The organism is Paraburkholderia mimosarum LMG 23256 = NBRC 106338 (assembly GCF_000739815.1).
Classification (GTDB): domain Bacteria; phylum Pseudomonadota; class Gammaproteobacteria; order Burkholderiales; family Burkholderiaceae; genus Paraburkholderia; species Paraburkholderia mimosarum.
Genome location: NZ_BBJJ01000245.1, coordinates 1 through 2,162, shown reverse-complemented (window position 1 = coordinate 2,162; position 2,162 = coordinate 1). Strand labels below are relative to the sequence as shown.

Below are 2,162 nucleotides of genomic sequence, written 5' to 3'. Positions count from 1 at the left end.
CTGCTGGCAGACTCTGCGGCCGATACGCCCAACGTGAAAAAGATCGGCGCTCTGAAAACATGTTGTGCAGATGGTATGGACGCCTCCCCCCGGAAACGGGCCGTCGTGGAAGTGACGACCCGGGCGCGGGAGACTTGGCACGCGTCGGTCTGCGTGTGCCAAAGTAAGGGTGCCCGTAAACCGTGCGTCAAGGAGAACCGGAAATGAAACCCACCCTTATCGGAATGGACATTGCCAAGCAGGTATTCCAGCTTCATGCACTCGACCCTCAGAGCGGCCAGATCGAAAGACTCAAGCTAAAGCGTGCACAGGTTCTCGAGTTCTTCGCCAGGCGCTCACCTTCGATTGTTGTGATGGAAGCGTGTGGCAGCGCACACGACTGGGCGAGACGGCTGCAGCAGCTCGGTCATGATGCGAGGCTCATCTCCGCCCGGTCGGTGCGGCCGTTTGTGTTGCGTAACAAGACCGACGCGGCCGATGCCCGAGCCATCTGCACAGCGGCGCAGCAGCCGGACGCGCGCTTTGTTGCTATCAAGAGTGAAGATCAGCAAGCCATCCTCGCGATACATCGCGATGCGTGCCCAACTCATGAAGTTCCGCATCATGCAAACCAACGCGTTGCGCGGTCTGCTGTACGAGTTCGGCGAAGCACTGCCCGAGAGCTATCGGGCCTTCACCAAAGCATTCCCTGCCACGCTTGCAGGCGTCGCTGAACGTCTGCAAGCAATCCTGATCGACAGCCTGCGTGAGCAATGGAATCGCGTTCAGGCCACCGACAAGGAAATCGCCGTGCTTGAGCGTCGGCTCGCTACCGCCTTTCGTAACAACGGGGACTGCCAGAAGGTCGCCGATATCCCTGGCGTTGGCCTTCTCACGGCCACCGCGACGGTTGCATCTATAGGCGATGCGCGAACGTTCAAATCCGGCCGTGAGTTTGCCGCCTGGCTGGGTCTGGTGCCGAGGCAAACGGGAACGGGTGGACGGGTACGACAGATGGGCCTGAGCAAACGCGGCGACACCTATTTGCGCACACTGGTAATGCACGGCACCCGCTCGGTCATCATCCAAGGCACACGATCGGCATGGATTGACGGCCTGCTCAAGCGCAGACCGTTTAATGTCGCCGTTGCCGCTGTCGCCAACAAACTGGCACGAACCATCTGGGCGGTACTTGCCCGAACGCAGGGCTATCAGGCTTCACCGCCCGCTGCTGCGTAGACTTCATGTTATGACGGGTTCCTGAAACCTTCCTCAAGGAGCGCAAGCAAGTGCTGCATGATGGCTAACAGGTTGGACCGGGGCGAGGAAAACCCGATAGGGAAGATGAACCATTGTGTTCGATTTGCAGATGAGGACCTCGCCAGCGAATTCCATTAGGGCCTGCAGGCGCATAACGACCTGCGAAAACGGGCCGGACATAAGCGTGCTGCTACGGTTACCAGCGAAGGTAGCCCGCTTACACGAACGCTGTTGCCGCTCGACGTTAGCTACTCAGGTCGCTGTCACCTTCTTCGCAGGGGGCTTGAGGGTTGCCCCGAGGAGAATCTCGCCGAATTCCAGATAGCGCCATAGCGCGAGCGCCAGACGTCAAGCAAGTGCCACAATGCCGATGCGTCGCATACGCTCGCCGCCGCCTGGAAAGCGCTCGTTGAACCAGTCGCTTAGCTGGCTGCTGCGCTGGAAGCGCAACCAGCTCCACGCCAGTTTCACCATCAGCCATCGGGCTCGCTTGTTGCCGATCTTGCTGATGCCCTGCTCAACTTCACTGGTGCCGCTGGCATTGGGCGTCGAGGCCAGGCCCAGGCAGCCGGCCACTTCACGGCGGTTGTGAAACTGCCGCCAACCAAACAGTTCCCTGATCAGGACCCAGGCACTGCCGGTGCCGATACCCGCAAGGCGCGCGAGCTGCGCAATCGCGGGTTGCGCGCCGCTGCGCATCTCGCGCTGCTGCTATACCTCGAGTGCCCTGATCTGCCTGGCAGCGAGCAACAGCCGTTCGAATTCGCGTTCGATCCCAGCGCGCAGGGCTGGCAACAGCTGCTCGGTATGCTGCGCCCACCAGTGAGCCCACGCGCGGCCACCGATTCGCTCGGGCCGCAGGATCCGGGGATGGGCCCAATATCATCGTCACGTCATGTCGAAAGTGACCTTCTCCTCAATCG

General features: G+C 60.8%; 1 protein-coding gene and 2 pseudogenes. 2 read left to right on the top strand and 1 reads right to left on the bottom strand.

Translation table 11 applies throughout. The features are described from left to right. Positions 1-203: 203 nt before the first annotated feature. Positions 204-1,218 (top strand): annotated as a pseudogene (locus BMI01S_RS37055) (IS110 family RNA-guided transposase). A gap of 273 nt (positions 1,219-1,491) precedes the next feature. Here the strand turns inward: BMI01S_RS37055 and BMI01S_RS44505 are convergent. Beyond that, positions 1,492-2,100 (bottom strand): annotated as a pseudogene (locus BMI01S_RS44505) (transposase); the annotation flags it as partial. On the opposite strand from BMI01S_RS44505, the gene BMI01S_RS44410 reads away from it, so the two are divergent. Next, on the top strand, positions 2,084-2,162 hold a 79-nt coding region (locus BMI01S_RS44410; protein ID WP_218002773.1), incomplete at its 3' end, for a group II intron maturase-specific domain-containing protein. The pseudogene BMI01S_RS44505 and the gene BMI01S_RS44410 sit on opposite strands and share 17 nt — an antisense overlap.